Genomic DNA, 25,814 nt, shown 5'->3' with positions numbered 1-25,814 from the left:
ACAAAGTATTTGTGTCCTCGGAAGCCCCGGTCCCCGTCACCCCTCCGGTCAAGCCGCCGGTGAAGCGCCCCAAGCACCTGATGGACCCCGACAACCTGCAGCGCCCGGTCAACGACCACCGGCTCACCAACGTCCAGCGCTGGGTGTGGACGATCACCCTGGTGTTCATCGTGACCCACCTCGCGATCGGGCTGGCCGTCGCCTCGATCGCCCTCGACGACGACGCGACCGGCGGGATCATCGGGCTCAACGTGATCGCGGCCGTGATGGGGGTGCTGAGCCTGGTCGCCGGGTTCGCCCTGCACGACAAGAACCCGCTGCACTGGCCGTACTGGCCCTGGCTGCTGCTCGGTCTGCTGCCCGGCGTGATCGGCGCGTACGTCGCCCTGGCCTGACCCGCCTGCGTCACCAAATCAGGCAATGGCGAGGAGGCTCCGAGGCTCGTAGCCTCGAAGGATGCGCCGTACCGCGGCAGTGCTGTTCGCGGGTCTGATCGTGATCGTGTCGACCTTGCTCGGGCCGAGCGCGCCAGCCGTGACGGGGGCCGTCCACTTCACCGCGGTCGGCGACCTCAACTCGACGGCGAACACGTCGTCCGTGCTGACCGGGATCGCCGCGACCGCACCCGACTTCAGCATCGCGCTGGGCGACCTCTCCTACGGCACCACCGGGCAGGAGCAGACCTGGTGCGACTTCGTCACCACCCGGGTCGGCGCCGGCTACCCGTTCGAGCTGATCTCGGGCAACCACGAGAGCAACGGCGAGAACGGCAACATCAACGACTTCACCGCCTGCCTGCCCAACCAGCTCCCGGGCGTGATCGGCACCTACGGCCGGCAGTACTACGCCGACTACCCGAAGTCCGACCCGCTGGTCCGGATGATCGCGATCAGTCCCGCCCTCATGTTCCCCGACGGCACCTACAGCTACACCGCCGGGTCGGCCCGCCTCGCCTGGGTCGCCGCCGCGATCGACTCCGCGCGCGCGGCCGGGATCCCGTGGGTGGTCGTCGCGATGCACAAGCCCTGCCTGTCGGTGGGCAACTACACCTGCGAACCGGGCCCGGACCTGGTCAACCTGCTGCTCAGCAAGAAGGTCGATCTCGTCCTGAGCGGGCACGAGCACTGGTACGGCAGGACGAAGCAGATCGGACTGGGCACCGGCTGCGGGCAGCTGGCGATCGGCTCCTACGACGCCGACTGCGTCAAGGACGGCGACAACGACCTGGTCCAAGGAGCCGGCACCGTCTTCGGCACAGTCGGCACCGGTGGCACCCCGCTGCGTGACATCAACTTCAGCGACACCGAGCTGCCGTACTTCGCCACGACCAGCGGCCTGAACTCCAACCCCACCTGGGGATTCCTCAGCGTCGCGGCCGACGCCGACTCCCTCACCGGCACCTTCACCCGGGCCGCCGGCGGCGACTACACCGACTCGTTCGTGATCCGTCGCGGACCGCCACTGCCCAACGAGCCACCCACGGCCTCGTTCACCTCCAGCTCGACCGACCTCACCGCGACGTTCAACGCCGCCGCGTCCACCGACAACGACGGCACGATCACCGGCTACGCGTGGACGTTCGGTGACGGCACCACCGGCACGGGCGTCAACCCCAGCCACCCCTACGCGACGGCCGGGACCTACCCGGTGACCCTGACCGTCACCGACGACGACGGCGCGACCGCGACCACCAACGGCCAGGTCGTCGTCACCGCCCCGACCGGGCCGACCGTGCTGGCCTCCGACGACTTCGCCCGGACCGTCGCCTCGGGCTGGGGGGCCGCTCCGACCGGCGGTGCGTGGACCACGTCCAGCGGCGCGTCGGTGGCCGCCGGCGTCGGTCGGTTGTCCATGACCGCCGCCGGCAGCACCCCCACGGCGTACCTGCCGTCGGTGACGTCCTCGGCGACCGATGTCCTCGTCGAGACCAGCCTGGACAAGGTGCCCGTCGGCGGCACCACCGGAGCGATCGTCTTCGTCGTCCCACGCCGGGTCACCGGCCAGGGCACCTACCTGGCGAAGGTGTACGTCAATCCGAACGCCTCGGTCAGGCTCCAGCTCTTCCGGACCGCAGCCAACGGCACCGAGACCTCGCTGCTGGCGGTGGCGATCGTCAACGGCATCACCTACACACCCGGGCTCAAGCTCAGCGTCCGTGCGCAGGTGGTCCAGCAGGGCGGCAGCGCCCTGGTGCGGGCGAGGGTCTGGCCGACCGGGACCACGGAGCCGTCGGCCTGGCGACAGTCGATCTCCGACTCGACCGCGGGGCTGCAGGCGGCCGGGGACGTCGGGGTCCGGGCCTACCTGTCGGGCACCAGCACCAACGCGCCGATCGTCGCGTCCTTCGACAACCTCCAGGCGACCGTCGTCCCCTAGACCGACAGCTGGTCCGGCAGTCCCCGACCCAGGTCGCGGCCGACGTCCTCGAGCAGCTCGATCACCCGAGCCATCGCGCGCTCCGGATCGGGCTCGCGCTCGACCAGGGCCGTGCGCGAGACGACGTACGGCGGGAAGGCGGTGCCCGGGGCGATCCGGCCCGCCACCACCGCGACGGGCACCCCGTGCCGACCCGCTCGCTCGAGCACGCGGCTCGGCGCCTTGCCCGCGTCGGTCTGGGTGTCCCAGGATCCCTCACCGGTGATCACCAGCGCGGCACCGGCCACGCGCTGGTCGAAGCCGGTGCTGTCGAGGACGAGGTCCGCTCCGCTGACGACGGTGCCACCGAGGGCTGCGACGACCGCCGCGCCGACGCCACCCGCCGCTCCGGCTCCCGGCACGTCGGGCTCACGGCCGGAGGCCTCGAGGAGCAGCCGCGCCCAGCGTTCCAACCCCTGCTCCAGCAGGGCCACGTCGTGTGCGGACGCGCCCTTCTGCGGAGAGAAGACCCGCGCGGCACCGAGAGGCCCGGTCAGCGGGTTGGTGACGTCCGTGGCCGCGACCACCGCGACGGCGCGCAGCCGCGGGTCCAGACCGGTGAGGTCGAGCAACGTCGCGGCCGCCATCCCGCTGGCGTCGGGATTCGCGGTCTCCCCGTCGGCACCGGTGACCCGGGCACCCAGGGCGAGGAGCAGGCCGATCCCGCCGTCGGTCGACGCACTGCCACCGAGCCCGAGGAGGAGACGCCGGGCGCCGTGGTCCAGGGCGGCGCGGACGACCTGACCCAGGCCGAACGTGCTGCTGGTCCACGGATCGAGGGTTCCGCGAGGCAGGAGCTGACTGCCGCACACCTCGGCCAGCTCGATGAAGGCGACGTCGCCCTGGAGCCCGAACCTGGTGCGGCGCTCCTCACCGAGCGGGCCGCACGCCACGACCGGCACGGCGGTGAAGCCCGAGGCCACCAGTGCCGCCAAGGACCCGTCGCCGCCGTCGGCCACCGGGACCGGGACGACGTCGAGGTCCGGCCGGGCCGAGCGCAGTCCGCGGGCGAGTGCGGCCGCGGCGTCCGGGCCGGAGGCCGAGCCCTTGAACTTGTCCACCGCGACGACGACCCTCACGAAGGATCATGGAAACAGAACGACCCGGGCCCTGGCGAGGGTCCGGGTCGGCATCTCCGAAGAGACTCTGCGCGCCTGTAGGGATTCGAACCCCAAACCTTCTGATCCGTAGTCAGATGCTCTATCCGTTGAGCTACAGGCGCTTGTCACGAGGACTGGATGAGAATAGCCGATCGCTTCGACGATGCCGAAATCGGTGCGCCGCCTTGTCGAGTTGTTCGGTATGGAATCATCGTCACCCGGGGGATCGGACGGGGAGGGACAGACGACGTGGGTGACTTCGGCAGCGACGAGCGGGTCCTGTTCGAATCAGCCGGGATCGCGCTCTACGAGGAGATCGTCGCGATGGGCGGGATCGCCGTCGACGATCCGCGGCTCGCCTCCGACAGCCCTGAGCGCACCACCTTCGACCTGCTGATCGATCTCGGCCTGCTGCACGCCGACGGCGACACCCTGATCCCCGAGGATCCGACCACGGCCCAGGCCCGGGTGGTCAGCCCGATGTCGGCCGAGGGCGCCCGCCTGGTCGATGAGTCCTCGCGGTGGAGCAAGGGGTTCGCGAGCGTCGCCCAGACCTGGCGCAGCTCGGCCACCTCGGAGGAGCGCGGCCCCTTCACCTACCTGCGCGGCAAGGCGATCGGCCCGTACCTGTTGGGGCTCGGGGCCGAGTGCCAGACCGAGCTGCTCACGGCGCAGCCGCAGACCGGCCGGGAGACCGGACAGGCGTACTCCGTCAACGTGACCCAGGTCGAGAAGGACCTGCTGGGCCGCGGAGCACGATCCCTGACCCTGTACCAGCACAGCGCTCGACGCAGCCCGGTGACACGGGAGTACGCCGCCGCCGTGGCGGAGCTGGGCGGCGAGGTCCGGACGCTGGACGAGTTCTTCAACCGGATGATCGTCGTGGACCGCCGGGTCGCCGTGATCCCGGCGCCGGACGACCTCTCGGTCGCGCTGACGATCCGCGAACCCACGGTGGTCGCCTACCTGGTCGACGTGTTCCTGCGCGCCTGGGAGCGGGCACGCCCGTTCAGCTCACGCGACGACAAGGCGATGCGTCAGATCGCGGAGGAGCAGCGCGCGATGACGATGCGGATGCTCATCGAGGGGCACTCCGACCCGGTCTCGGCCAAACGGCTCGGGGTCAGTCCTCGGACGTACGCCGGCTACATCGCCGACCTCAAGGAGGAGTTCGAGGCGGAGACCCGGTTCCAGCTGGGCTACACGATCGGGCAGCACGGCATCACAACCGAGTCTCTCGCCTCCGACGACTCCTGAGTCGTCACCCCTGGTGGGGTCAGCTCACTTGGTCTTGCTGAGCTTCACGCTGTAACCCCAGCTGAGGTCCATCGCGTGCGCCTGCGGTGCGTTCAGACCGATCAGCCCGAGGCTGATCACACCGGAGATAACGGCAGTGGCGGCAATACGAACAAGCTTCATGAGTCGAGGTCCTTCCAACGCGACTGATGTGATTGGCCCCGAGAGAATCCCGCGAGAGACACGGTGGAAACCCTCCCCCTGAACAACATCTCTCAAACCGGAACGACCACTATTCTTGCCGCCCGCGAACGGCACCCGCGACCAGATGCCGGGTCAACTCTGTGCATTGCACAAAACTGCAGTCGCCGAGAGCAAACGAACGCCACCCGAAGGGATCGGCATCCGGATCCTCGATCTGAGGGATTCGATCAGCCGCCGATCGCGCTCATCGAGCGCGATGCCAGCGCGAAGGTCTCGGCCGCGTCGTCGCCGCCGTGCGCGCGGGGTTTGCCCCACATCGCCTCCGCCCAGCGATGCGCGACGGCGAGGTCGTCGGCACCGCTGCGCAGCAGCCCGCGCAGATCGGTCTCGCCGGTCGCGAACAGGCAGTTGCGCACCTGGCCGTCGGCGGTCAGCCGGGTCCGGTTGCAGGCTCGGCAGAACGGCCGGGTGACCGAGGCGATCACGCCGACCGTGGTCGGGCCGCCGTCGACGAGCCAACGCTCGGCTGGCGCGCTCCCCCGGGCCTCGACCGCCGGGGCCAGGGTGAACCGCGTGCCCAGCCGTTCGAGGATCTCCTCGGCGGCGACCAGGTTCTCCCGGCTCCAGAGCCGGTCGGCGTCCAACGGCATCTGCTCGATGAACCGCACCTGGTAGCCGTGCTCGATCCCGAAGGCGAGCAGGTCGGGTGCCTCGTCCTCATTGACGCCGCGCATCAGGACGGCGTTCAGCTTGATCGGCGCCAGGCCGGCGGCCCTCGCCGCCTCCAGCCCCGCCAGGACGTCGCCGAGCCGGTCCCGTCGGGTCAGCTGGGCGAACCGCTCCGGGTCCAAGGTGTCGAGGGAGACGTTGAGCCGGGTGAGGCCGGCGTCGCGCAGGGCCCCGGCGTTGCGCTGCAGGCCGAGACCGTTGGTGGTCAGGGAGAGATCGAGGTGGTCGCCCAGGGCACGCACCCGCCGGATGATGTCGACCAGGCCGCGACGGAGCAGCGGCTCGCCGCCGGTCAGCCGGATCCCTTCGACGCCGTGGTGCTCGACGGCGATCCGGATCAGCCGGACCACCTCGTCGTCGGTGAGCTGCTCGTCGGTCGGCATCCAGGCCAGACCGTCGGCAGGCATGCAGTAGGTGCAACGCAGGTTGCACCGGTCCGTCAGCGAGACCCGCAGGTCGGTCGCGCGTCGGCCGTACGCGTCAAGGAGGGGAACGGCCATACCCCGAGCCTAATCCGGCGTCCCGAGGCCGCGGTTCGGAAGGGCGGGATCAGCCGCCAGCGAACGGCGGCAGGACGTGCACCTCGGCCCCGGCCGGGATGGGTGCGTCGTCGTCGGCCTGGCCGCCGTCGACCAGGAACGAGGAGGCCAGGCAGATCGCCTCGAAGCCCTCGCGGCCGGCGAGGATCGACTTCACCTCGCCCAGGGTCGCTGCGTCGACCCGTTCGAGCTCGGTCCCGGCGGCGGCACGGGCCCCGGCGAAGTAGCGGATCGTCACCTGCGGCACGTCACGCAGGATATGCCTCCAGGTCGGTGGCCTTCACGCTGAGCCAGATCGGTCGGCCGACGATCAGCCCGAGCTCGGCCACGGCATGGGCGGTGACGTCGACCTGCAGGTCCGGTGGCCCGGCCACGCTCACCCGGACCCGGTCCCCCAACGGCGCCAAGCCGGTCACGGTCCCGGCCCACCGGTTGCGGGCGCTCGAGTCGATCGGTTCGTGCAGGTGGAGGGTGATCGCCGAGGGCCGCACCGCCACCAGCACCGGCCCGTCGGGCGCCCCCGGGACGAGCACGTCGCCGCCCGCGGCCAGCCAGACCTGGCCGGCGCGAGCCTTCCCGGCCAGGAGGTTCATCCCGACCAGCCGGGCGACGTACGGCGTCGCGGGCTGTCGGGTGACGGCGGCCGGCGTCCCGGTCTGCACGACGGCGCCCTCCTCGAGGACGACGATCCGGTCGGCGAGCAGGACCGCCTCGATCGGGTCGTGCGTGACGAGCAGGGTCGGGCCGTCGAAGTCGGCGAGGTGTCCGCGCAGCTCGCCCTGAACCTCGGCGCGCGTCTGGACGTCGAGGGCGGCGAGCGGTTCGTCGAGCAGCAGCGCACGGGGCTGTGCGGCCAGCGCCCGGGCCAGTGCGACCCGTTGGGCCTGACCGCCCGACAGCGCGGCCGGGCGCCGGTCGGCGTGGTCGGCCAGGCCCAGCCGCTCGAGCCACTGCCGGGCCTCGCGGTGCGCCGCGGTCCGCGACCGGCCCCGCGCCCGGGCCGGGAAGGCGACGTTGTCGATGACCTTCAGGTGCGGGAAGAGCCGGTGGTCCTGAAAGACCACACCGAGCCCGCGCCGGTCGGCGGAGACGAACCGGCCGGTGGCCGCGTCGTCGACCACCACCTCGTCGACCTCGATCACGCCCGTGCTCAGGGCGGTCAGTCCGGCGGCCGCCCGCAGCAGGGTCGACTTGCCGGCGCCGTTGGGACCGAGCAGCGCCACCACCTCGCCGCGAGCGATCCGGAGGTCGGCGGCGACGGTGAAGTCACCGCGCTGCACGGTGCCGTCGATGTGCAGGCTCATCCGGCCACCCCGGGACGTAGCCAGCGATCGCGCAGCGCGACCAGCACCACGAGCGCGATCAGCATCATCGGCAGGCTCAGCGCGATCGCCTCGGCGGGGCTGGCCTGGAACGCGGTCAGCACCCCGGTCGGCGCGGTCTGGGTGTGGTCCATGACGTTGCCGGCGAAGAGCACGGTGGCCCCGAACTCGCCGAGGGCCCGCGCCCAGCACAGCACCATGCCGGCGGCCAGGGACGGCACGATCAGCGGCACCGTGACCCGGGTGAAGGTGTACCAGCGGCTCGAGCCGAGCGTGGCCGCCGCCTCCTCGAGCCCCCGGTCGACGGAGCGGAACGCTCCCTCCACGGCGACGATCAGGAACGGCATCGCGACGAACGTCTGGGCCAGCACGACGGCGAGCGGGGTGAACGCGATCGAGGCCCCGGTGGCGTCGTACCACCATCCGCCCACCACCCCGCGGCGCCCGTAGGCGATCAGCAGGGCCAGCCCACCGACCACGGGAGGCAGCACCAGCGGCAGGGTGACGAACGCCCGGACCAGCGCACGGCCCGGGAACCTGACCCGGGCCAGCACCCAGGCCAGGGGGACGCCGATCACGACCGCGATCGCGGTGGTGACGAACGCGGAGACGACCGAGAGCCTCAGCGCGGAGGCGACGTCGACCCCGGAGGTGGTGTCCGAGTTCGCGTAGATGTCGAGCAGGTCGCCCCAGGGCGCTCGGACGAGGAGCGCGATCGCCGGGACCGACAGGAAGAGGACGGCGATCAGCGCCGGCGGCACCAGCAGCCACGGGGGCCGGCTGCCGACGGCGGCGCGGGCGGAGCGGTCACGGGCCACTGAACCCCGCGGCCGTCAGCACGGCCTGGGCGTCGTCGGAGCCGACGTACTCGACGAAGGCCTGCGCCACCTCGGGATGCGTCGACGCGGTGAGCGCGGCGATCGGGTAGGCGGTGGTCTCGTTGAGGTCGTCGGGGATCTCGACCCCGGTGACCTCCTCGCCCGCGGCGAGCACGTCCGTGACGTAGACGATGCCGGCGTCGACCTCACCGTTCTGCACCACGGCGAGCGTCGACCTCACGTCGGGCGCGCTGACCTTCGCGGTGAGGTTCACGCCTGCATTCTGCAGGATGTCGGCCGCGAGCACGCCGCACGGCGCGGTGACGACGCAGAGCGCGACGCTCACCCCGGAGCGGCCGAGGTCGGCGACGGTCTTGATCCGCAGCGGGTTCCCGGGCGCGGTGACGATCTCACCGGTGTTGGTGGCGAAGACGTCGGCGTCGTCCGCGTCGCCGCTGGCCTGGACCGCCTGCATGTTCTTGGTCGAGGCCGAGGCGAAGACGTCGGCGGTCGCCCCTTCGCTGATGCTGGTGGCGAGCTCACCGCTCGAACCGAACTGGAAGACGACCTTGGTGCCCGGGTGGGCCTTCTCGAAGTCCTTGCCGATCTGGGTGAACGAACCGGTCAACGAGGAGGCGGCGAGCACCGTGATGGTGCCGCTGAGGTCGCCGCCGGCTGCGTCGTCACTGCCGCAGCCGGCGAGGGTTCCGACCGGGAGGGTGAGGATCGCGGCGGAGGCGAGGGCGGTGAGGCGACGGTTCATGAGGACTCCCGGGGTAGCTCGATGACGACGTTGGTGGACTTGATCGAGGCGACGGCGAGCACGCCGGGCTGCAGCCCGAGCTCGTCGGCGGCCTCGCGGCTGACGAGGGACACGACCCGGAACGGGCCGCACTGGAGCTCGACCTGGGCCATCACGGTGTCGCGCACGACGTGGGTGACCAGGCCGACGAAGCGGTTCCGGGCCGACTCACGGCCGCGACCGCCGAGCTCGGCGAGCCCGTCCCCCTCGGCCTGCTCCTGGGCGAAGGCGGCCAGCTCGACGCCGTCGACGACCTGGCGGCCCGACGCGTCGGTGGAGGCGGTCAGCCTCCCGGCGCTGATCCAGCGTCGGACGGTGTCGTCGGAGACACCGAGCAGTCGGGCTGCATCGCGGAGGCGATAGGACGGATGTTCCGAAGACACGGAAGAAACCTAGCGGAAGAACCGCATCTGCGAATCGGACTAGGTCGTGAACGAGAAAGCCCTCGGGGAGCTGGTGCTCCCCGAGGGCTTCGGTGGCGGAGATGGGGAGATTTGAACTCCCGATGGGTTACCCCAAACCGCATTAGCAGTGCGGCGCCATAGACCGGACTAGGCGACATCTCCACACTGCCCCGCCGAGGCTGGGCAGCCCGGACAGGCTACCCGGACCACCGCCCGACCTGCCAATCAGGGTCGCTCGTCGCCGTACTCAGGGCTCGAACCGGTAGCCGAGGCCCGGCTCGTTCCGGAAGTGGATCGGGCGGCTCGGGTCGGGCTCCAGCTTGCGGCGCAGCTGGTTGATGTAGAGCCGGAGGTTGCCCTGCGCGGTCTCGTAACCCGGCCCCCAGACCGCACTGAGGAGCTCGCGCTGGCTGAGCAGCTGACCCGGGCGCTGCACCAGGTACTCGAGGAGGTGCCACTCGGTCGGGGTGAGTCGGACCTCGCTGCCCCGGACGCTGATCCGGCGGGCTTGGGTGTCGACCTCGATCTCGCCGAAGACGACTGTCTCTTCCGAGGGCTTGGCAGAGCGACGCAGCAGGACCCGGATCCGCGCCAGCAGCTCGTCGAGCCCGAAGGGTTTGGTCACGTAGTCGTCAGCGCCGGCATCCAACGCATCGACCTTGTCGATCCCCTCGGACCGACCGGACAGGACCAGCACTGGAACCTGGCTCCACTCCCTCAACCGACCGATCACCATCACCCCGTCCTGGTCGGGGAGCCCGAGGTCGAGCAGCACCAGGTCGGGCCGGTGCTCGGCCGCGGCGGCCAGCCCCTCGGCGCCGTCGCCGGCCGTGACCACCCCGTAGCCGGCTGCTCGCAGGTTGATCGCGAGCGCCCGCGCGATGTGGGGATCGTCCTCGATCACCAGCACCGTGCCCGTCGAGCTCGTCGTGCTGCTCATGTTCGACCCTCGGCGATCCGGAGTGCGACCACCATCGTCAGACCACCGCCCGGCGTCTCGGCCGGGAGCAGCGTCCCGCCCATCGCCTCGACCAGCCCCCGTGCCACGGCCAGTCCCAGCCCGACTCCGGTGTCGTTGTCGGTGTCGCCGAGCCGCTGGAACGGCACGAAGATCTCCGCTCGCTGGTCCCGCGGCACGCCGGGGCCCGTGTCGATTACCCGGAGGATCACGGTGCTGGCATCGCGGACCGCCGTGAGCAACGGCGGCCGGCCCGGCGGCGCGTACCGCTGCGCGTTGGCAACGAGGTTGACCAGGACCCGCTCCAGGAGCCCTGGATCGGCGGTCACTGTCGGCAGGTCCGCATCGAGGTCCACCACGACGGGGCCGCCGGAGACCGTCGGGTCGTCGAGGACCCGGCTGAGGATCTCCTCCAGGTGGGTCGGCTCGACCAGCACGGGCATGGCACCGACCTGGAGGCGCGACATGTCGAGCAGGTTGTCGACCAGGCCGGCGAGCTTGTCCAGCGCCGCATCGGCCGTGGCGAGCAGCTCGGTGCGATCGGCGTCGGTGAGCGTGACCTGCGGACTGCGCAGTCCGGAGATCACCGTCTTCACGGCGGCGAGTGGGGCCCGCAGGTCGTGCCCGACCGCGGCCAGGAGCGCGGTGCGCACCCGATCGGCCTCCCGCAGGGGGATCGCTTCGGCCGCCTCGCGGGTGCGACTCGCGGCGATGTCGACGACCCAGCCGACGAGGATCGCCACCAGGACGAAGACCACCAGCGCAACGACGTTCTCGCTCCGTGCGACGGAGAAGGTGTGGAACGGCGGCGTGAGGAAGAAGTTCGCCAGCCCGCTGCCCAGCAGCGCACTCAGCAGCGCCGGACCGAATCCGCCGATCAGCGCCACCACGACGACCAGCAGCTGGTAGCCCAGCAAGGCGCTGGCCAGGCTGACATCGTCACGCCCACGGAGCGCCACCAACCCCATTGTCAGGGCGATCGGCAGTGCCACCGCCAGGGCATAGCCACGGTCGCGGCGCACTCTCATGCCGCCATCATCGCGTGCGTCCCCACCCCGAACGGGCCACGGCGTCGCGGACGGCTGTTAGGAAGTTGTCAGTGTCCCGCTTCCGCCCCGGATGACGGTCAAGCATGGATGCCGTGACGACCACCCTTCCTGCGGCACGCCCCACCGGCACCACCGCCCCTCGCGAGAAGACGCACTCCTGGCTGAAGGTCATGTGCCTGACCGGCGTCGACTACTTCTCGACGCTCGGATACCAGCCCGGCATCGCCTTCCTGGCCGCCGGCCTGCTCTCCCCGATCGCCACCGTCGTGCTGGTCCTGCTGACCCTCCTCGGCGCCCTGCCGGTCTATCGCCGGGTGGCGGCCGAGAGTCCCCGGGGCCAGGGATCGATCGCGATGCTCGAGCGCCTGCTGCCGTTCTGGCGGGGCAAGCTGTTCGTCCTGATCCTGCTCGGCTTCGCCCTGACCGACTTCATCATCACGATCACGCTCTCCGCGGCGGACGCCAGCGCGCACGTGGTCGAGAACCCCCACGTGCCCGAGTTCCTGCACGGCCAGGAGCTCTGGATCACGCTCGGCTTCATCGCGCTCCTCGGCGCGGTGTTCCTCAAAGGATTCACCGAGGCGATCGGTGTCGCCGGCATCCTGGTCGCCGGCTACCTCGGCCTCAACGCCGTCGTCATCGGCGCCAGCGCGATCGAGGTCGCCCAGCACGGCCACCTGGTCGGTGACTGGTCCAACGCGCTGCACAGTGAGCACGGCTCGGTGTTCGCGATGGTCGCCGTCTCGCTGACCCTCTTCCCCAAGCTGGCATTGGGCATGTCCGGCTTCGAGACCGGGGTCGCGGTGATGCCCCACGTCGCCGGGGATCCGGACGACACGGACCGCGTTCCGGCCGGCCGGATCCGCAACACCAAGAAGCTGTTGACCACGGCCGCGATCGTCATGTCCGTCTACCTCATCGCCTCCTCGTTGGTGACCACCTGGCTGATCCCGGCGCAGGAGTTCGAGTCCGGCGGCCAGGCCAACGGGCGAGCCCTGGCGTTCCTGGCCCACACCTACCTCGGCGAGGGGTTCGGCACGGTCTACGACGTCTCCACGGTCGCGATCCTCTGGTTCGCCGGCGCCTCGGCCATGGCCGGGATGCTCAACCTGATCCCGCGTTACCTGCCGCGCTACGGGATGGCACCCGAATGGGCCGGCGCCACCCGCCCCCTCGTCGTGGTCCTGACCGTGGTCGGTTTCGGCATCACCTGGTACTTCGACGCCGACGTCGACGCCCAAGGTGGCGCCTACGCCACCGGTGTCCTGGTCCTGATGACCTCCGCTGCGGTCGCCGTCGCCCTGGCGGCCCGGAAGGCGGGCCAGAAGAAGCAGACGTTCGCGTTCTGGGTGATCACGGCCGTGCTGACCTACACCACGGTCGACAACGTCCGCGAGCGTCCCGACGGCCTCCGGATCGGCGCCTGCTTCATCCTCGCCATCGTGATCGTCTCCCTGGTCTCGCGGATCGCTCGGGTCTTCGAGCTGCGGACGACCGAGATCAGCTACGACGCCAAGGCGGAGACCTTCGTCCGGGACTGCTCGCGTCGCGCGATCCGTCTGGTCGCCAACGAGCCGGGTGCGTGCGACGTCGCCGAGTACGAGGAGAAGCTGCGGCAGATCCGGGACGACCACGACCTCACCAACGACGCCGACCTGATCTTCGTCGAGGTGCAGGTGCTCGACTACAGCGACTTCGAGGGCGCGCTCGAGGTGCACGGCGTGGTCCGGCACGGTCGCTTCCGGGTGCTCACCGTGGTGGCTCCGTCGGTGCCGAACGCGCTCGCCGCGCTGCTCCTCGACCTGCGCGACCGCACCGGGGTCCGGCCGCACATCTACTTCGAGTGGACCGAGGGCAACCCGGTCTCGAACCTGCTCAAGTTCCTGTTCCTCGGAGCCGGCGAGGTGGCCCCGGTGACCCGCGAGGTGATGCGGCAGGCCGAGCGCGACCGGACCCGCCGCCCGCACATCCACGCGGGCTGAGGGGTCGAGCCGAGGGCTCTACTTCTTCAGCTGGCCGCGCTGCAGGTAGCCCTGCAGGTCCCGGACGAACTGGTCCTTGTCGACCTCGAGCAGGTCGACGGGGATGGTCGTCGTGGTGCCGTCCTTGAGCCGCAGCACGACGCAGTCGATGCCGTGCGGGGAGCTGGTCACCGCGTCCTCGACGGCTGCCCAGCGGCCGACCTTGGTTCCGGCCGAGCGGACCAGGCGGATCTCGTACCCGTCGGCGGTGGCCTTGACCACGTAGGCGCGGGCGTGCAGCCACCAGCCGAAGACGGCCAGTCCGACCAGCCCGAGGAACGCCACGATCAGCATCACCTCGGGGGTGAGGCTCGCCAGCAGCAGGACGAAGGTCAGAGCGAAGACGATCAGCGCCAGGCCGACCAGGTAGAGGCCGATGAAGCGCACCCGGACGTGGGCCGCCAGGCGGTACAGGGTCGGCTCAGCACCGGTTGCAGGGGTCGGGTCGCTCGCCATGCGGGTGGTGAGGGATTCGAACCCCCGGTTGCTTTCACAACTTCGGTTTTCAAGACCGACGCAATCGACCACTCTGCCAACCACCCTGGACCCGTGCGGGTCACCCGGAGGATATCGGGGCGGGCGGAGCCGGCCCAAGACGGCGTCGGTCAGCCGAGCACGACGAGGACGTCGCCGTCCTGCACCTGGTCGGTCGGCGCGACCTTGATCTCGAGGACGGTTCCGGGCGCCTCGGCGAGGACCGGGATCTCCATCTTCATCGACTCGAGCAGCACGAGGGTCTCACCGGCCTCGACCTTCTGGCCGACACTCACCTCGACGTTCAGCACGACGGCGACCAACTCGGCTGCGACCTGCTGCGTGCGCGACAGACCGCCGCCAGTACTCCCTGCCATGCGCTTCACCGTAGGCCCCCGGAGCCGTGAACGGCGTGGAGGTTTCCTACAACAATGCGCCGGTGCGTTTGGGTTCGGGCCGCACGGCCTTCTCGCGTTCCTCGGCACGACGACCGCGACGACCCACCGCGCGACGGCCACCGCCGGAACCGGTGAGGGCGAGGTCGACCCGGATCAGGACGGCGCCGATGCCGAGACCGATGACCAGGGCGTAGACGACCGAGAGGATCACCTCACGCAGCCCGATCTCGGGGTTCATCAGCGCGACCGAGACGGCCGCGGTGCCCGCGACACCGAACGCGCAGACCCACCAGCCCTGCCGACGACGGGCCCGCATGTGGGTGCCCCAGACCAGCGCCGGGACGCCGAGCAGCGCCTCGATCGGTCGGGGGAACGCACCCAGGTGGGTGCGGCACCAGCGGACGAAGTCGAGTCCGGAGTCGAGGACCGAGGAGTCGGTGTAGCGCCGCAGTGCCTCGGCGTAGATCAGGATCGCGAGCAGCACGACGCCGCCCAGCATCACCACGACCGCGCCACGGCGACCGAGCCCGTGCAGGCCGGCGCCGAGCCGGTAGACGAGGGTGAAGGCGCCGCCGAGGCTGCAGATCAGCACCAGGTAGGTGAACCGGTCGAGGTCGACGCTCGGTCCCCACCCGACGGTGACGACCGCACCGCCGGCCGCGACGGCGATCGCGAGCGAGGCCTCCCGGAACGCGTCGCGCTGCCGGACCGCCGGCACCGTGATCGCCATCCCGAGGACGGCCGCGACGATCGCGCTCACCATCGCCGCTCCGGTCGCCAGGACGGGTCGGTCCAGCACGATCGCGGTCACGCCGGCGGCGGCCGCCAGGACGCTGAAGACCACCGGTCGGCCACCGGTCCGAGCGACCAGGACCCAGACGTAGACGACCGTGACGACGAGGGACCCGAACGGACCCAGCCAGCGCGGGCCGAGGTCGAACCCGTTGCCGAGCAGGAGCAGGAGGCCGCCGACGGCGGCGCTGGTGAAGCAGGCCAACAGCTCCCGGCGGCTGGCCTCGACGGAGTGGCTCGGCTCGACCGCGGTCGGCGAGGGACCCTCCAGCGCGACCTGACGCCGCGGGACGCGGGACAGGGCCGGGAGGATGAAGGTGCCGGTGAGGAACCGGGAGCTCGGGGCCGCCAGCGGGGCGGGCTCGACCTCGCGCTGCGGAACCGGTGCGGGCTCCGGAACGGGGGCGGGCACCGGCGTGGGCTCCGGGGTCGGCACGGGTGCCGGGGTCGGCGTGGGAGTCGGCGGGGTCGGAGTCGGCGGCGGGGTGGGAGTCGGGGTGGGAGTCGGGGCCGGCGTCGGAACCGGGTCGGGCTCGATCTCGACGTAGGCGGGGATCGAGCGGGTGTCGTCGGGTCGCGCGGCGCGCTTGCCGCCCTTGACCCGATCTGCCCGTCCGTTGCGACGGGAGACCGGTTCGGCGCGACGCCGTCCTGATTCGCCCACGGTGCGCGACCTTACATCCGCCGGTTGAGCAACGAAGGATTCGTCGACCGGGCCTCGACCAGCCGGTCGCGCTCGAGCACGGCCCGGATCGTCTCCTCCCCGGCCCCCGCCTCGGCGAGCACGTCGCCCAGCGGGTCGACCACCATCGAGTGCCCGCTGTAGCGCGGCGCGGGCTGGCCGGCGGCCACGACGAAGACGGTGTTCTCGATCGCCCGGGCCCGGACCAGCGTGCGCCAGTGGTCGACCTTCCGCTCCCCGGCGACCCAGGCCGCGGGCACGACCAGCACCTCGGCGCCGGCCTCGACCAGGGCGCGGGCGAGCTCGGGGAAACGCAGGTCGTAGCAGGTCATCAGGCCGACCGGGACTCCGCTCATCTCGACCACGGTCGGGGTCAACGGGCCTGCGCTGAGCCGGTCGGACTCGCGGTAGCCGAAGGAGTCGTAGAGGTGGATCTTGCGGTACGTCGCCGTCGTACCGCTGCGGCCGTCGGCGGCGACCAGGGTGTTGAACGGGGGCGCTCCCTCCTCGGAGCGCTCGATCCCTCCGGCCACGACGTGGGCGCCGCGGTCGGCGGCGATCCGGGCCAGCTCGGTCGCGAACGGACCGTCGGTCGGCTCGGCGAAGGGCGCCAGGTCGTCGGTGGTCGCGCCGAAGTCGCGCTGGAACACCTCGGGCAGCACGACCAGGTCGACACCGCGCGGGGTGAGGGGTTCGAGGCGCAGCCGGTTCTCGACAGGGTCGAGACTGGCCGCGGCCTGGACGACGGCCACCTCGAACCGGTCCCAGGCCCGGCCGGTGCCGGGCATGCGGACGGAGCTCATGGACCGAGCCTAGTCAGCCGCCACACACACCGCGCTAGCCTCGCAGCCATGCATGCGGTGATGGCCACGGAGCCCGGCGGACCCGACGTCCTGACCCTGGTGGAGGTGCCGGACCTGGTGCCGGCCGCGGGCGAGGTCGTCATCCACGTCGCGGCGGCCGGGGTGAACCGTGCCGATCTGCTGCAGCGCATGGGTCTCTACTCGCCCCCACCCGGTAGCAGCGACGTGATCGGGCTGGAGGTCAGCGGCACCATCGCCGCCCTCGGCGACGGTGTCTCCGGCTGGTCGGTCGGCGACGAGGTGTGCGCCCTGCTGGCGGGCGGCGGCTACGCGACCCAGGTCGCCGTGCCGGCGGGCCAGCTGCTGCCGATCCCGTCGGGGATCGACCTGGTCAGCGCCGCAGCGCTGCCCGAGGTGGCCTGCACGGTCTGGTCGAACCTGGTGCTGCACGCCGGCATCGGCAGCGGCGACCTGCTCCTGGTCCACGGCGGTGCCGGCGGGATCGGCTCCTTCGCCATCCAGTACGCCCACGCCCGAGGGATCCGGGTGGCGACGACCGTCGGGTCGGACGAGAAGGCGGCGTACTGCCGGGAGCTGGGCGCCGAGACCACGATCAACTACCGCGACGAGGACTTCGTCGAGGTCGTGGCCGGCCTCGGGGGCGCCGACGTGATCCTGGACAACATGGGCGCGAAGTACCTGACCCGCAACCTGGCGGCGCTGGCCGACGCCGGCCGGCTGGTCGTGATCGGCCTGCAGGGCGGGATCACGGCGGAGATCGACCTGAACGCGTTGATGCGCCGCCGGGCCAGCGTGGTCGGGACGACGCTGCGCAGCCGACCGACGGAGGGACCGCGCGGCAAGGCGGCGATCTGCTCGGCGGTGACCGAGGAGGTCTGGCCGCTGGTCGCCGCCGGCCGGATCGTCCCGCAGGTCGGTCGGACCTTCGACCTGGCGGAGGCCGGCGCGGCCCACACCTGGATGGAATCGGGCGACCACACCGGGAAGATCGTCCTTAAGGTGGGCGCATGAGCGAGTCACCTGAGACCGAGATCGCCCCCGACGTCACGATCGTGGACGCGGACGGAGAGGACTCCGAGCGCTCCATCGTCGACCTGGTCGAGCAGCCGGCGAAGGTGATGCGGATCGGCTCGATGATCCGGCAGCTCCTCGAGGAGGTGAAGTCGGCCCCGCTCGACGAGGCCAGCAGGGCCCGGCTCAAGGAGATCCACCAAGCCTCGATCAAGGAGCTCGAGCAGGGCCTGGCTCCCGAGCTCGTCGAGGAGCTCGAACGGCTGACCCTGCCCTTCACCGACGCGGCCCCGAGCGAGGCCGAGCTGCGGATCGCGCAGGCGCAGCTGGTCGGCTGGCTCGAGGGTCTCTTCCACGGCATCCAGACGGCGATCTACGCCCAGCAGATGGCGTCGCGGGCGCAGTTCGAGCAGATCCGTCGAGGGCTGCCGCCAGGAGCGACCCTGCTGCCCGCCGCGGGAGACGCGGCGGGCCAGCAGGACCAGTCGGAGGCGTCAGGCCCGACCGGCGGGCTCTACCTCTAGCTCGACCACGGAGCTGCTGCTCCGCTGGGCCGGCACGTCGAGGCGGCGGGCCAGCTCCTCACCCTCGATGTCGAGGTTGGGCACCAGCGGGGAGAGCCACTTCGGCATCCACCACATCCGCTCGCCGACGATCAGCATCACCGCGGGCACGATCAGCATCCGCACCAGGAACGCGTCAGCGAGCACGCCGACCGAGAGCGCGAAGCCGATGGTCTTGAGGATCGGGTCGTCGACGAAGGCGAAGCCCGCGAAGACACCGACCATGATCAGGGCGGCGGCGACGACGACCCGGGCGCTGTGCGCGAAGCCGTCGATGACCGCCTGGCGGGCCGGGGTGCCGTGCACGTAGGCCTCCCGCATCCGGCTGACGAGGAAGACCTCGTAGTCCATCGCGAGCCCGAACAGGATGCCGGTGAGCAGGATCGGCAGCAGGAACAGCACCGGTGAGGTGGTGTCCAGGCCGAGCAGCTCGTTGAGCCAGCCCCACTGGAAGACCGCGACGGTCGCACCGAGGGAGACACCGACGGACAGGATGAATCCGGCGGCGGCCTTGATCGGCACCCAGATCGAGCGGAAGACGGCGATCAGCAGGAAGACCGCGAGTCCCATCACGATCAGCAGGTAGCGCGGGAAGACGCTGCTGAGCTTGTCGGCGATGTCGACACCGACCGCGGTCTGGCCGGTCACCAGCACGGTGGCCCCGGTGGTCGCAGGCTCGTCGGCCACGGCGGCGCGGATGTCGGCGACGAGCTCCTTGGTGGACTCGTCCGACGGGCCGGAGGCCGGGATGACGGTGATGGTCGCGAACCGTACGGCGTCGAGCTGCTGGGTCAGCGCTGCGGCGGCCTCGGGTGAGTCACCGGCAGCCGGGACGACGGCGGCGATGTCGGAGCCGTCCTTCGCGGCGAGCGCCTGCAGCTTCGCCGTCACCTCGCCCACTGCGGCGGTGGGGTCGTCGGCCTTCGCGGTGTCGACCACCACGACGAGGGGGCCGTTGGCGCCGGGTCCGAAGGAGTCGGCGATCAGGTCGTAGGCGACCCGGGCGTCGGTGCCGGCGGGCTTGCTGGCGTCGTCGGGCAGGGCGAGCTGCATCGAGGCGACGGGGATCGAGGCGATCACCGCGAAGGCGACACCGGCGACCAGCGCGGGCCAGCGGAACCGGCTGACGGTCTCGACCCAGCGACGACCGGCGGTCGGCTTGCCAGCAGTGCCGGCTTCCTTGTCCCGCCCGAAGATCCGGTTGTGCCGGATCGCCCGGTGACCGGCGAAGCCGAGCAGCGCCGGCAGCAGGGTGAGCGCGATCAGCACGGCGAGGAACACGGTGAAGGCGCCGCCGAGACCCATCTGGGTGAGGAAGCCGACGCCGCAGGCCGAGAGGCCGACCAGCGCGATGATCACGGTGAGCCCGGCGAAGACGACGGCCGAACCCGCCGTTCCGACGGCCCGACCGGCGGCCTCAGGCAGGGACCGTCCGGCGCGGACCTCGGCGCGGTAGCGCGACATGATGAAGAGCGCGTAGTCGATCCCGACCGCGAGCCCGAGCATCGTGCCGAGGGCGGGGGTGGTCGAGGAGAGCTCGACGAAGCCGGTCAGTGCGGTGATCGAGACCATGCCCAGGCCGACGCCGATGATGGCGGTGAGCAGCGGCATCCCGGCCGCGAAGAGGGATCCGAAGGTGATCGCGAGGACGACGAACCCGACGGCGATGCCGATCAGCTCGGCGATGGGGGTCTCCTGCTCACCCTGGAGGGCGTCCCCGCCGATGGCGACGTTCAGCCCGGCCGCCTCAGCGGTGTCCTTCGCCTGCTCGAGGGCGGCGATGTCGGTCTCGGACAGGTCGACGGCGGTGGCGGTGTAGCTGATCGACGCGTAGGCGACCCGGCCGTCCTGGGAGACCGTGCCGACGGCGTACGGGTCGGAGACGGACTGCACGCCGGCGGTGGAGAGGGTGCTGAGCGCGTCGGTGACGACCCGCTTGTTGGCGGGGTCGGTCAGCGACTCCCCCTCTGGGGCCTCGAAGACGACCCGGGCGGTGGCGCCGTCCGGCGAGGCCTGGGGGCTGCGCTCCTTGATCAGGTCGAACGCCTGGGTCGACTCGATCCCCTTCATCTCGAAGTTGTCGTTGGTCTGACCCGAGAGTGTGACCGACCCGATCGCCATCACGGCGAGCAGGACGACCCACACCCCCGCGACGAGCTTGTGGTGCACGAACGACCAGCGTCCGAGCCGGAACAGGTGCCACGCCATGGCGTCTCCCTCAGAGATTTAAGTGGACCTCATGGTCCGGTTACCCACTCTAAGCGATTCGGACTCCTGGGTCCACTTCTGCGAGAGTGACATGAGCAACATCGGGACAGGGGAGGATGGGGACATGACAACGACGTCGGAGACCGCGTGGGACGGCCGTCGCGCCGACGCCCGACGCAACCACGAGCGCGTCCTCGCGGCCGCGATCGAGGTCTTCACCGAGCACGGCCTCGACGCCACCATCCCCCAGGTCGCCGAGCGGGCCGGGGTCGGCAAGGCGACGGTCTACCGCAGCTACCCGACCAAGGCCGACCTGGTCCGCGCGCTCGCCCAGAAGCACGTCGAGGTGCTCGAGGCGCTCGCCTCCGACGCGCTCACCGCCTCCGAGGAGGACGCGTTCGGAGCGATGAGCGGCTTCCTGGCGGCCGCGTTCACCCGTCTGGCCGAGGACCGGTTGATGGTCGAGGTGCTCAAGGGCGGTCACCTCCCCGAGGACGAGAAGGCCCAGGGCGGCGACGAGTTCTTCGACCACATGCTCCAGCTCGGGATCACCCAGGGCACGATCCGGGCCGATGCGACGGCCCGGGACGTGATGGTGCTGGTCTCAGGATGCGCGCGTGCCCTGATCGAGCTCGACGAGCGGAACCCGGAGGTGTGGCGCCGCTACGCCTCGCTCGCGATGGCGGCGCTGCGTCCCTGAGGTCCCCTGACGCGGGTCGCGCTCAGGTGAAGCGACGGACGAAGAGCCAGCCGAGGAACCCGGCCAACGCCAGCGCCAGCCCGGGTGCGGCCGCCCGCAGCAGCGGCGTCGGCTCGGAGTCGCCGACCTGGGTGAACTGCACCTCCACCGGCGCCGTCGTCGTGCCGTACGGCGTCCCCTCACCGAGGACGGCGGTGACCCGGGTGAGCAGCTCCTGGCTGGCGAGCGCGGTGCCCGAGTTGCCGGCGGCGACGAACTGCCCACCGGCCTCGGCGACCATGACGACGTACACCCGGCCGACGGCGAGCGCGCCGAGCCCGCAGGCACCGCCGGCCGTGGTCACCTGCACCGACGCGGCCGGGACCGAACCCTTGTAGATCCGATCGACCGCGACGGTGTTGACGAATCCGGCCTTGGCGCCCGCGGTGCTGGCGGTGACAGTGCCGGTGAAGACCGCATCCGCGGTCGCCATCGCCGCCGCGGGCAGCGGCTTGGCGCAGTCCGCGGCCGAGGCCGGCGAGGGCGCACCGATCGCCAACCGACCGAGAGCGACGATCAGCAGGGCCAGCAGGCCGAGCCGGGACACGAGACGGGACACGGGACCCATCCTCACAGATCCATCAGCCCGGCCAGGATCTTCGCCACGCCGTCCTCGTCGGGACCCGGCGCCACATCGGTGGCGCAGCCGAGCACCTCGGCGTGCCCGCCCGCGATCGCGAACGACCGTCCGGCCCAGCGCAGCATCGGCAGGTCGTTGGGCATGTCACCGAACGCGACCACCTCGTGCGCACCGATGCCGAGGTCGGCGCACAGCCCGGCGAGCGTCGACGCCTTGGTCACCTCGCGGGCGCTCATCTCGAGCAGGGGGAACGAGGAGTGCGTGACCTCGACCAGGCCGCCGACCAGAGCGACCGCCTCGGCCAGGAACGCATCGGCGTCGGCACCGTCCCGCTTGGCCAGCAGCTTGAGCACCGGCTGGTCGAAGACCTCGGTCGACCAGCCCTCGGCGGTCTCGACGGAGAAGGCGAGGTCCGGCATCGCGGTGCGCAGGGCGTCCATCACCTGCATCGTGGTCTCGCCCGTGATGGGGTGCTCCACCAACGGTCGGTCGGCAGCCACGTCCCAGACCATGGCGCCGTTGGTGACGATCGCCAGGCCGTGGCTGTCGACGTAGGGGAAGACCGGCCGGGCCCAGCGCAGCGGGCGCCCGGTGACGAAGACGACCCGGATGTCGCGCCGGTCGAGCTCGGCCAGGACCTCGGCGGTGTAGGCCGAGACGGTGCCGTCGGAACGGATCAGCGTCCCGTCCAGGTCGGTGGCGACCAGGCGGATCGGGGCGGCATCGGAGACCGTTCGACGTGACATCGAGGACCATTGTCCCCGAGCCCGGTGACCCAACGGCTGCGACCTCCCAGAACTCCCCCCACATCCGTCGTCCGGATCCGTACGCTGGGGCCATGGGACCAGAAGGGGAAGGCCTGGACCGCCTGCTCCAGGCAGTGCAGGAACTCGCGATGGCGCGCAGCCTCGACGAGGTCGTCGATGTCGTGCGGATCGCCGCGCGCGAGGTGACCGGCGCCGACGGCGCGACGTTCATCCTGCGTGACGGCGACCAGTGCTTCTACGTCGACGAGTACGCGATCGAACCGCTCTGGCGCGGCCAGCGGTTCCCGCTGGAGAACTGCGTCAGCGGCTGGGCGATGCTCAACCGGGACACCGCGGTGATCCCGGACATCTACGTCGACGACCGGGTGCCGCACGAGGCCTACCGACCGACGTTCGTGCACTCGATGGTGATGGTCCCGATCCGCTCGATCGACCCGGTCGGGGCGATCGGCAACTACTGGTCGGAGGTCCACGAGGCCACCGACACCGAGGTCCGGTTCCTGCGTGCCCTGGCCGACGCCACCTCGGTCGCCCTGGAGAACGTCTTCGTGCGCGAGGAGCTCAACACCCGGGTGAGCCTGGACGACCACTACGAGCGGCTCAGCTCGACCGACGAGCTGACTGGCCTGCTCAACCGCCGGGGCTTCTGGGACCGGACACCTGACGCGATCGAGGTCGCCCGCTCGGAGGGCATCCCCGTGGTGATGGCCTACCTCGACCTCAACGGGCTGAAGGAGCTCAACGACACCGCGGGGCACGCCGCCGGCGATGCCGCGATCATCGGTCTGGCCGAGGCGCTCCGTGCCGTCGGTGGACCGACCGCGATCCTGGGCCGACTCGGCGGGGACGAGTTCACCGGGGTCTTCCTCGGCGTCGAGGTCGACGACCTCCGGACCCGCCTGGAGTCAGCGATCCGGTTCCGGCACGCTCCCGGCGCCTCGATCGGACTGTGCCCGGTCGGACCCGATCAGAACCTGGCGGTCGACGAGCTCGTCGCGATCGCCGACTCGCTGATGTACGCCGAGAAGCAGCGGGTCAGAACCAGCGCCTGATCTCGGTGGCGGCGCCGTCCTCGTCGACGGTGCCGGTGATCGCGTCGGCGACCTCCTTGACGTCGCCGGTGGCCTGACCCATGGCCACACCGCGCCCGGCCCACTGCAGCATCTCGATGTCGTTGCGGCCGTCACCGATCGCGAGCACGTCGCTGGGTTCGAAACCGAACTGGTCGATCACGTAGGACAGGCCGGCGGCCTTGTTGATCCCGACCGGGGCGAGGTCGAGCCACGCGGTCCAGCCGACGTGGTAGCTGATCCCCTCCAGGCCGACGCTGCGACCCAGCTCGATGAAGTCCTCCGGGGTGGAGTCGGGGTCACGGATGACGACCCGGGAGACCGGCTCGGCGACCATCTCCTCGACCGGCGCGATGATCTGCTCCCCGGTCAGCTCCCCCTCGGGGAAGGGGCGGTTGACCCGGTAGCCGAGGTTCCGCTCCTCCACCGCGACCAGGGCGTCGGGCCGTGCGGCCAGGATCCGGGTGACGGCGTCACGGGCGTCGAAGAGCTCCTCGTGCACGACCTCCAACGGGGGGTAGCGCGTCACGACGGCGCCGTTGGACGCGACGATCCAGAGCCGCTCGGCGTCGACCAGCGGGATCCCGATCCGGTCGGCGATCGGGGTCATCGCGTGCGCCGAGCGCCCCGAGGCCAGCACGATCACGGCACCGGCCTGCGCCGCCGTACGGATGGCGTCACGGACGGGCTCGCTGACGATCTCCCGGGTCTGGCCCAGGCCCTCGATCCACTCCAGCAGCGTGCCGTCGATGTCGAGCGCGATCAGCTTCGGCTGCCAGGCCACGGTCAGCTCCCGGCGATCGGGGTGAGGACCTCGCGACCCATCCACTTCTGCAGCGCCTTCGGCACCCGGACGGAGCCGTCGGCCTGCTGGTGGGTCTCGAGGATCGCCACGATCGCGCGGGTGATCGCGGTCAGCGTGCCGTTGAGGGTGGCGACCGGGACGGTCGCCTTCTCGCCCTCGGGGCGGGTGCGGATGTCGAGGCGGCGGGACTGGAACTCGGTGCAGTTCGAGGTCGAGGTCAGCTCGCGGTACTTGCCCTGGGTCGGGATCCACGCCTCGCAGTCGAACTTGCGCACCGCGCTCGCGCCGAGGTCGCCGGCGGCGACGTCGATCACCCGGTAGGCCAGCTCGAGCTTGTCCATGAACGCCCGCTCCCAGGCGAGCAGCCGCTCGTGCTCGGCGGGGGCCTGGTCGAGGGTGGTGTAGACGAACATCTCCACCTTCTCGAACTGGTGGACCCGGATGATGCCCTTGGTGTCCTTGCCCGCCGAGCCGGCCTCCTTGCGGAAGCAGGAGCTGAAGGCGGCGTAGCGCCGCGGCAGCGTGGCCGCGTCCAGGATCTCGTCGGCGTGGTACGCCGCCATCGGCACCTCGGAGGTGCCCACGAGGTAGAGGTCCTCGCCCTCGATCCGGTAGACGCCCTCGTCGACCTGGTCGAGGAAGCCGGTGCCGGCCATCGCCTCGGGGCGGACCAGCGCCGGCGCGATCACCTGGGTGAAGCCAGCCTCACGAGCCTGCTCCATGGCCAGGTTGATCAGCGCGAACTCGAGCTCGGCACCGACGCCGGTGAGGAAGTAGAAGCGCGAGCCCGACACCTTGGCGCCGCGCTCGAGGTCGATCGCACCGAGCAGCTGGCCGAGCTCGACGTGGTCGCGCGGCTCGAAGCCCTCGGCAGCGAAGTCGCGCGGGGTGCCGACGTGCTCGAGGACCACGAAGTCGTCCTCGCCACCGGCCGGGGTCTCCTCGGCGGTGATGTTCGGGATCGCCTTGAGCGCGGTCTCCCAGTCGGCCTCGGCGGCGCGGTTGACCTCCTCGAGGGACTTGACCTCGGCGGAGAGCTCCTTGGTCCGGGCGAGCAGGGCCGCCTTCTCGTCGCCGGCGGCCTTGGCGACCTGTCCGCCGAGCTGCTTCTGCTCGGCGCGCTTGGCCTCGAACGCGGAGATCGCGGCACGGCGGGCGGCGTCGGCGGCGAGCGCGGCGTCGACCGGCTCGTCACTCAGTCCGCGCTTGGCCTGGGAGGCGCGTACGCGGTCGGTCTCGTCGCGGAGGATGCGGGGGTCGATCACACGGTGAGCCTATCGGCCCCCATCGCCTATCGTTGCGCC

At 71.1% G+C, this 25,814-nt stretch carries 27 protein-coding genes and 3 tRNA genes; 8 read left to right on the top strand and 22 right to left on the bottom strand.

Features of this window, described 5'->3' with window-relative positions; all coding sequences use genetic code 11:
- Positions 1–11: 11 nt before the first annotated feature.
- The gene (locus ACZ5J1_RS18385) at positions 12–395 is read left to right on the top strand and encodes a hypothetical protein (protein WP_464561151.1); all 384 of its coding nucleotides are present in this window, start codon (positions 12–14) and stop codon (positions 393–395) included.
- Positions 396–456: 61 nt separating this feature from the next.
- Entirely contained in the window at positions 457–2,376 is a 1,920-nt protein-coding gene (locus tag ACZ5J1_RS18380) for a PKD domain-containing protein (protein WP_464561149.1), read from the top strand.
- Here the strand turns inward: ACZ5J1_RS18380 and ACZ5J1_RS18375 are convergent.
- Together ACZ5J1_RS18375 and ACZ5J1_RS18370 are read right to left on the bottom strand one after the other, a co-directional pair.
- Positions 2,373–3,494, bottom strand: a complete 1,122-nt coding sequence (locus ACZ5J1_RS18375) for a glycerate kinase (RefSeq protein WP_464561147.1) — start codon at positions 3,492–3,494, stop codon at positions 2,373–2,375. The genes ACZ5J1_RS18380 and ACZ5J1_RS18375 overlap by 4 nt on opposite strands.
- Positions 3,495–3,564: 70 nt before the next feature.
- A tRNA-Arg gene (locus ACZ5J1_RS18370) sits at positions 3,565–3,637 on the bottom strand.
- Between the two features lie 127 nt (positions 3,638–3,764).
- Here ACZ5J1_RS18370 and ACZ5J1_RS18365 point away from each other — a divergent pair.
- Positions 3,765–4,772, top strand: coding sequence for a LuxR family transcriptional regulator (locus ACZ5J1_RS18365; protein ID WP_464561145.1), 1,008 nt, complete (start codon positions 3,765–3,767; stop codon positions 4,770–4,772).
- A 24-nt stretch (positions 4,773–4,796) separates the two neighbouring features.
- Here ACZ5J1_RS18365 and ACZ5J1_RS18360 read toward each other — a convergent pair whose 3' ends face one another.
- From ACZ5J1_RS18360 to ACZ5J1_RS18315, 10 genes are all read right to left on the bottom strand, one after another.
- Entirely contained in the window at positions 4,797–4,934 is a 138-nt protein-coding gene (locus ACZ5J1_RS18360) for a hypothetical protein (protein ID WP_464561143.1), read from the bottom strand.
- A gap of 248 nt (positions 4,935–5,182) precedes the next feature.
- The gene (gene moaA, locus ACZ5J1_RS18355) at positions 5,183–6,184 is read right to left on the bottom strand and encodes a GTP 3',8-cyclase MoaA (protein ID WP_464561141.1); all 1,002 of its coding nucleotides are present in this window, start codon (positions 6,182–6,184) and stop codon (positions 5,183–5,185) included.
- 49 nt (positions 6,185–6,233) lie between these two features.
- Positions 6,234–6,470, bottom strand: coding sequence for a MoaD/ThiS family protein (locus ACZ5J1_RS18350; RefSeq protein WP_464561139.1), 237 nt, complete (start codon positions 6,468–6,470; stop codon positions 6,234–6,236).
- Between the two features lies 1 nt (position 6,471).
- Positions 6,472–7,527, bottom strand: a complete 1,056-nt coding sequence (locus ACZ5J1_RS18345; protein ID WP_464561137.1) for an ABC transporter ATP-binding protein — start codon at positions 7,525–7,527, stop codon at positions 6,472–6,474.
- Positions 7,524–8,363, bottom strand: a complete 840-nt coding sequence (locus ACZ5J1_RS18340; RefSeq protein ID WP_464561136.1) for an ABC transporter permease — start codon at positions 8,361–8,363, stop codon at positions 7,524–7,526. The genes ACZ5J1_RS18345 and ACZ5J1_RS18340 overlap by 4 nt, the downstream gene beginning before the upstream one ends.
- Positions 8,353–9,126 carry a molybdate ABC transporter substrate-binding protein gene (gene modA / locus ACZ5J1_RS18335; protein WP_464561134.1) on the bottom strand — a complete coding sequence of 258 codons (774 nt, stop codon included), beginning with the start codon at positions 9,124–9,126 and terminating at the stop codon, positions 8,353–8,355. The genes ACZ5J1_RS18340 and modA overlap by 11 nt, the downstream gene beginning before the upstream one ends.
- Entirely contained in the window at positions 9,123–9,548 is a 426-nt protein-coding gene (locus ACZ5J1_RS18330; RefSeq protein ID WP_464561132.1) for a TOBE domain-containing protein, read from the bottom strand. Before ACZ5J1_RS18330 ends, modA begins: the two co-directional genes overlap by 4 nt.
- A gap of 93 nt (positions 9,549–9,641) precedes the next feature.
- Positions 9,642–9,731 (bottom strand) — tRNA-Ser (locus ACZ5J1_RS18325).
- Between the two features lie 85 nt (positions 9,732–9,816).
- Positions 9,817–10,509: a response regulator gene (locus ACZ5J1_RS18320; protein ID WP_464561130.1), complete on the bottom strand. Its 693-nt coding sequence runs from the start codon at positions 10,507–10,509 to the stop codon at positions 9,817–9,819.
- Positions 10,506–11,555 carry a sensor histidine kinase gene (locus tag ACZ5J1_RS18315; protein ID WP_464561128.1) on the bottom strand — a complete coding sequence of 350 codons (1,050 nt, stop codon included), beginning with the start codon at positions 11,553–11,555 and terminating at the stop codon, positions 10,506–10,508. The genes ACZ5J1_RS18320 and ACZ5J1_RS18315 overlap by 4 nt, the downstream gene beginning before the upstream one ends.
- Before the next feature lie 104 nt (positions 11,556–11,659).
- On the opposite strand from ACZ5J1_RS18315, the gene ACZ5J1_RS18310 reads away from it, so the two are divergent.
- Entirely contained in the window at positions 11,660–13,558 is a 1,899-nt protein-coding gene (locus tag ACZ5J1_RS18310) for an APC family permease (RefSeq protein ID WP_464561126.1), read from the top strand.
- An 18-nt stretch (positions 13,559–13,576) separates the two neighbouring features.
- Here the strand turns inward: ACZ5J1_RS18310 and ACZ5J1_RS18305 are convergent, their stop codons facing one another.
- From ACZ5J1_RS18305 to ACZ5J1_RS18285, 5 genes are all read right to left on the bottom strand, one after another.
- Complete coding sequence (locus tag ACZ5J1_RS18305; RefSeq protein ID WP_464561124.1) at positions 13,577–14,053, bottom strand: hypothetical protein; 477 nt, start codon at positions 14,051–14,053, stop codon at positions 13,577–13,579.
- Position 14,054: 1 nt separating this feature from the next.
- Positions 14,055–14,139, bottom strand: a tRNA-Ser gene (locus ACZ5J1_RS18300).
- 63 nt (positions 14,140–14,202) lie between these two features.
- Positions 14,203–14,448, bottom strand: a complete 246-nt coding sequence (locus ACZ5J1_RS18295; protein WP_464561122.1) for a biotin/lipoyl-binding carrier protein — start codon at positions 14,446–14,448, stop codon at positions 14,203–14,205.
- 46 nt (positions 14,449–14,494) lie between these two features.
- A complete protein-coding gene (locus tag ACZ5J1_RS18290) occupies positions 14,495–15,925 on the bottom strand; it encodes a hypothetical protein (protein WP_464561120.1) in 1,431 nt (476 codons plus the stop codon).
- Between the two features lie 11 nt (positions 15,926–15,936).
- On the bottom strand, positions 15,937–16,746 hold the full coding sequence (locus ACZ5J1_RS18285; protein WP_464561118.1) for a carbon-nitrogen hydrolase family protein: 810 nt from the start codon (positions 16,744–16,746) through the stop codon (positions 15,937–15,939).
- 48 nt (positions 16,747–16,794) lie between these two features.
- Here ACZ5J1_RS18285 and ACZ5J1_RS18280 point away from each other — a divergent pair, with 48 nt between their 5' ends.
- Both ACZ5J1_RS18280 and ACZ5J1_RS18275 read left to right on the top strand, forming a co-directional pair.
- Positions 16,795–17,778 carry an NAD(P)H-quinone oxidoreductase gene (locus ACZ5J1_RS18280; protein ID WP_464561116.1) on the top strand — a complete coding sequence of 328 codons (984 nt, stop codon included), beginning with the start codon at positions 16,795–16,797 and terminating at the stop codon, positions 17,776–17,778.
- Complete coding sequence (locus ACZ5J1_RS18275; RefSeq protein ID WP_464561114.1) at positions 17,775–18,302, top strand: bacterial proteasome activator family protein; 528 nt, start codon at positions 17,775–17,777, stop codon at positions 18,300–18,302. Before ACZ5J1_RS18280 ends, ACZ5J1_RS18275 begins: the two co-directional genes overlap by 4 nt.
- Here ACZ5J1_RS18275 and ACZ5J1_RS18270 read toward each other — a convergent pair.
- Entirely contained in the window at positions 18,273–20,549 is a 2,277-nt protein-coding gene (locus ACZ5J1_RS18270; RefSeq protein WP_464561113.1) for an MMPL family transporter, read from the bottom strand. The two genes, ACZ5J1_RS18275 and ACZ5J1_RS18270, sit on opposite strands and share 30 nt — an antisense overlap.
- 124 nt (positions 20,550–20,673) lie before the next feature.
- On the opposite strand from ACZ5J1_RS18270, the gene ACZ5J1_RS18265 reads away from it, so the two are divergent.
- Positions 20,674–21,249 carry a TetR/AcrR family transcriptional regulator gene (locus tag ACZ5J1_RS18265; RefSeq protein WP_464561111.1) on the top strand — a complete coding sequence of 192 codons (576 nt, stop codon included), beginning with the start codon at positions 20,674–20,676 and terminating at the stop codon, positions 21,247–21,249.
- 22 nt (positions 21,250–21,271) lie between these two features.
- On the opposite strand, the gene ACZ5J1_RS18260 is transcribed toward ACZ5J1_RS18265, so the two are convergent.
- Positions 21,272–21,847, bottom strand: a complete 576-nt coding sequence (locus tag ACZ5J1_RS18260) for a hypothetical protein (protein ID WP_464561109.1) — start codon at positions 21,845–21,847, stop codon at positions 21,272–21,274.
- A gap of 11 nt (positions 21,848–21,858) precedes the next feature.
- Positions 21,859–22,614, bottom strand: a complete 756-nt coding sequence (locus ACZ5J1_RS18255; protein ID WP_464561108.1) for an HAD family hydrolase — start codon at positions 22,612–22,614, stop codon at positions 21,859–21,861.
- Positions 22,615–22,706: 92 nt separating this feature from the next.
- Between ACZ5J1_RS18255 and ACZ5J1_RS18250 the strand changes: the two genes are divergently transcribed.
- Positions 22,707–23,687, top strand: a complete 981-nt coding sequence (locus tag ACZ5J1_RS18250; RefSeq protein WP_464561106.1) for a GGDEF domain-containing protein — start codon at positions 22,707–22,709, stop codon at positions 23,685–23,687.
- Here the strand turns inward: ACZ5J1_RS18250 and ACZ5J1_RS18245 are convergent.
- Positions 23,671–24,489, bottom strand: a complete 819-nt coding sequence (locus tag ACZ5J1_RS18245) for an HAD family hydrolase (protein WP_464561104.1) — start codon at positions 24,487–24,489, stop codon at positions 23,671–23,673. The two genes, ACZ5J1_RS18250 and ACZ5J1_RS18245, sit on opposite strands and share 17 nt — an antisense overlap.
- A 2-nt stretch (positions 24,490–24,491) precedes the next feature.
- The gene (serS, locus tag ACZ5J1_RS18240) at positions 24,492–25,775 is read right to left on the bottom strand and encodes a serine--tRNA ligase (protein WP_464561102.1); all 1,284 of its coding nucleotides are present in this window, start codon (positions 25,773–25,775) and stop codon (positions 24,492–24,494) included.
- Positions 25,776–25,814 lie beyond the last annotated feature (39 nt).

The sequence above is a fragment of the Nocardioides sp. JCM 18999 genome, assembly GCF_055391175.1.
Note: the sequence above shows the minus strand (reverse complement) of the source record. Positions and strands in the feature narration are given on the sequence as shown.

Bases quoted from the DNA above. Each gene is read 5' to 3' on its own strand.
- modA (WP_464561134.1), bottom strand. From the start codon at position 9,126: ATGAACCGTCGCCTCACCGCCCTCGCCTCCGCCGCGATCCTCACCCTC.
- ACZ5J1_RS18310 (WP_464561126.1), top strand. From the start codon at position 11,660: ATGGATGCCGTGACGACCACCCTTCCTGCGGCACGCCCCACCGGCACC.
- moaA (WP_464561141.1), bottom strand. From the start codon at position 6,184: ATGGCCGTTCCCCTCCTTGACGCGTACGGCCGACGCGCGACCGACCTG.
- ACZ5J1_RS18380 (WP_464561149.1), top strand. From the start codon at position 457: ATGCGCCGTACCGCGGCAGTGCTGTTCGCGGGTCTGATCGTGATCGTG.
- ACZ5J1_RS18320 (WP_464561130.1), bottom strand. From the start codon at position 10,509: ATGAGCAGCACGACGAGCTCGACGGGCACGGTGCTGGTGATCGAGGAC.
- ACZ5J1_RS18315 (WP_464561128.1), bottom strand. From the start codon at position 11,555: ATGAGAGTGCGCCGCGACCGTGGCTATGCCCTGGCGGTGGCACTGCCG.
- ACZ5J1_RS18285 (WP_464561118.1), bottom strand. From the start codon at position 16,746: ATGAGCTCCGTCCGCATGCCCGGCACCGGCCGGGCCTGGGACCGGTTC.
- ACZ5J1_RS18360 (WP_464561143.1), bottom strand. From the start codon at position 4,934: ATGAAGCTTGTTCGTATTGCCGCCACTGCCGTTATCTCCGGTGTGATC.
- ACZ5J1_RS18265 (WP_464561111.1), top strand. From the start codon at position 20,674: ATGACAACGACGTCGGAGACCGCGTGGGACGGCCGTCGCGCCGACGCC.
- ACZ5J1_RS18275 (WP_464561114.1), top strand. From the start codon at position 17,775: ATGAGCGAGTCACCTGAGACCGAGATCGCCCCCGACGTCACGATCGTG.
- ACZ5J1_RS18250 (WP_464561106.1), top strand. From the start codon at position 22,707: ATGGGACCAGAAGGGGAAGGCCTGGACCGCCTGCTCCAGGCAGTGCAG.
- ACZ5J1_RS18305 (WP_464561124.1), bottom strand. From the start codon at position 14,053: ATGGCGAGCGACCCGACCCCTGCAACCGGTGCTGAGCCGACCCTGTAC.
- ACZ5J1_RS18255 (WP_464561108.1), bottom strand. From the start codon at position 22,614: ATGTCACGTCGAACGGTCTCCGATGCCGCCCCGATCCGCCTGGTCGCC.
- ACZ5J1_RS18295 (WP_464561122.1), bottom strand. From the start codon at position 14,448: ATGGCAGGGAGTACTGGCGGCGGTCTGTCGCGCACGCAGCAGGTCGCA.
- ACZ5J1_RS18345 (WP_464561137.1), bottom strand. From the start codon at position 7,527: ATGAGCCTGCACATCGACGGCACCGTGCAGCGCGGTGACTTCACCGTC.
- ACZ5J1_RS18270 (WP_464561113.1), bottom strand. From the start codon at position 20,549: ATGGCGTGGCACCTGTTCCGGCTCGGACGCTGGTCGTTCGTGCACCAC.
- ACZ5J1_RS18280 (WP_464561116.1), top strand. From the start codon at position 16,795: ATGCATGCGGTGATGGCCACGGAGCCCGGCGGACCCGACGTCCTGACC.